Consider the following 2098-nt stretch of genomic DNA (forward strand, 5'->3'; position numbering starts at 1 on the left):
GTAACTCATGCTGTAACCATTCCACTCCATAGCAATAGCCGAATGATTTTGTGGTGGTGAGGTAAACTCTTTCTAGCAGACTGATGGACAGTGGTGGAATGTCTTGGCCCCAGAGTGGGGAAATGTATCAGCACTCTTCTAAATTCTGAACAAGGTTAGTCATAATGCTTTTGCTTCTTTCAACATGCTTTGTGTGGCCATGAATAACTGGGCGGCAAAACTGGGAGGGACAGAGTAGCCGATAATTGATCCCGCCGTGGCCGCCTCGCTGGGAAAATCGTACCAATCGGGAAAACCCTGTAACTTCGCTGCTCCTTGAATAGATAAGGACTTGGCCGTACCATCCGGCAACCAGATGTCAGCGAATTTGTTTCTGTTGCAACCTTTGTGATCGGTGAAACTGCTGCGGAGAATGGTATTGCATGGTTTATGTCCAGGTTTGTATTTCAATTGTTTGCGTCCCCCAACTCTTTCTATTAGCAGTGGTGTCGGTTCATTGATGGCGAGAAATTTGTCTAAAGCTTGTTGCTGTTTGGGGAGTAATTTGGAATCAGCCATCGCTTCTATTAAATGTGCGATCGCTTCATACCAACCTATTGGTTTACTGGTGGCCAGGAGTGGTACACGCAATCCCCTGACTGCTGTTAGAATCAATCGCTGACGCGCCTGGGGCAATCCAAAGTCAGCCATGTTGACTACCCTGTAATCAACTAGATATCCCTCTTGCTCTAAAGCTGACAGGATAATACTGAAACTCTGACTGCTCCGATAACGTGGGACATTTTCGAGAGTAAATACCCGTGGCTGTAACTGTCGGATAGTTTCTGCAACAGCGATCGCCGCCATTAGATCATCACTGTTTTCACCGCCCTTACCCGCTTTGGCCGTGTGGGCAGCAGAAAAGTTGGCGCACACCGGGGAGGCATGGAGATAATCGGGGCGGCGCGGAAAACCCAAAAATCCCTCTTGTGCTACTTCTTGAACTGTTTGCTGAACTACTCTACAGCCGTACGAGGTGAAGTTGCGGTCATGGGAGGAGGCGATCGCTTTACTCAAGTCTGGTTTGGTCGGGTCGAACTCCACCGCGATGCTCGGACGAATACCAGCTTGTACCATCCCCGCTTCTATCCCACCACCGCCTGCGAAGAGTACAACGGCGATTGGTGCATTATCTGGTAGCGTTGGTTTAGTATTTGTGTTCTCAAACTTTTTACAGACATCTAAAATTTTTGGAGAGTACTTTTTAGTTTTCGCTCTTTTGATGAAAGCAACAATATCCTCTCTTGTTGCTCCTGACTGTTGCATTGCCTGAATCATTGTCACAGCAGCGCAAGGAATTGAACCAATACTGCGGCCCTTCCAACTCCCGTTGATTTTTTCTTCCCAGTTGAACCCCCAGCGCCAGTGTTTCGGGTTGTTTGGGTCACGTTCACCAATTACACGCGGGTAGAAAACTGTTGAGTTGTCTTGTAGCTTTTTGCTTTCAAGGTACGGGTACAAGCATCCTTGGCTTTGAACATGAGAGCGTTTAAAGTCGTCCTCTAAGAATTTTTCGGGTGTCTGAGATGACATGACCTTTTCGGATTTGCTTAAGCCAGAGGCTACAGTTAAAGTTTTAGTCATACTGTTGCCCATAAAGGTAAAACTTGTTGAGATAAGCGAGTAGCCGCAATTTCGCAGTACTTTTCGTTAATTTCGATGCCAATGGCCCGACGATTGAGATCCTTGGCACATTTGAGAGTAGTTCCAGTGCCACAAAAAGGGTCAAGTATGGGGGTATTGGGATGAGCTAAATGAGCCAGAACGTGATTGGTCAAGTGTTCAGATGTATAGCCGAGATGCCCGTAAGTTTGTTCCCGAAAGAACCAGCCTAGTCCCGGTAGCTGTAAATTGTGCCAAACATCCTTGGTTCGTTGTTTGGGTTTGGCGTTTGTCAAGAGACTGGCGTGTTGGTTTACGAAGGAGCCTCTAATAGGCTTAGAGCTGGCGAAGCTGTCACCAAGTGCAAACTAAACGGTTTAGTTTAGAAACGGAGCATAACTATAGACGTTTCTCTTTGAGTTAGGCGATCGCTATCGCTTCCTGTGCGATCATGTTA

At 46.9% G+C, this 2098-nt stretch carries 3 protein-coding genes; all 3 read right to left on the reverse strand.

Features of this window, described 5'->3' with window-relative positions:
• A partial coding sequence (locus FNW02_RS40395) for a DUF1392 family protein (protein ID WP_191762600.1) occupies positions 1-124 on the reverse strand: 124 nt, incomplete at its 3' end.
• Between the two features lie 35 nt (positions 125-159).
• Entirely contained in the window at positions 160-1623 is a 1464-nt protein-coding gene (locus FNW02_RS37945) for a DNA cytosine methyltransferase (protein ID WP_225226327.1), read from the reverse strand.
• Positions 1620-1937 carry a DNA methyltransferase gene (locus tag FNW02_RS37950; protein WP_191762599.1) on the reverse strand — a complete coding sequence of 106 codons (318 nt, stop codon included), beginning with the start codon at positions 1935-1937 and terminating at the stop codon, positions 1620-1622. Before FNW02_RS37950 ends, FNW02_RS37945 begins: the two co-directional genes overlap by 4 nt.
• Positions 1938-2098 lie beyond the last annotated feature (161 nt).

The organism is Komarekiella delphini-convector SJRDD-AB1 (assembly GCF_014831675.1).
Taxonomy (GTDB): domain Bacteria; phylum Cyanobacteriota; class Cyanobacteriia; order Cyanobacteriales; family Nostocaceae; genus Komarekiella.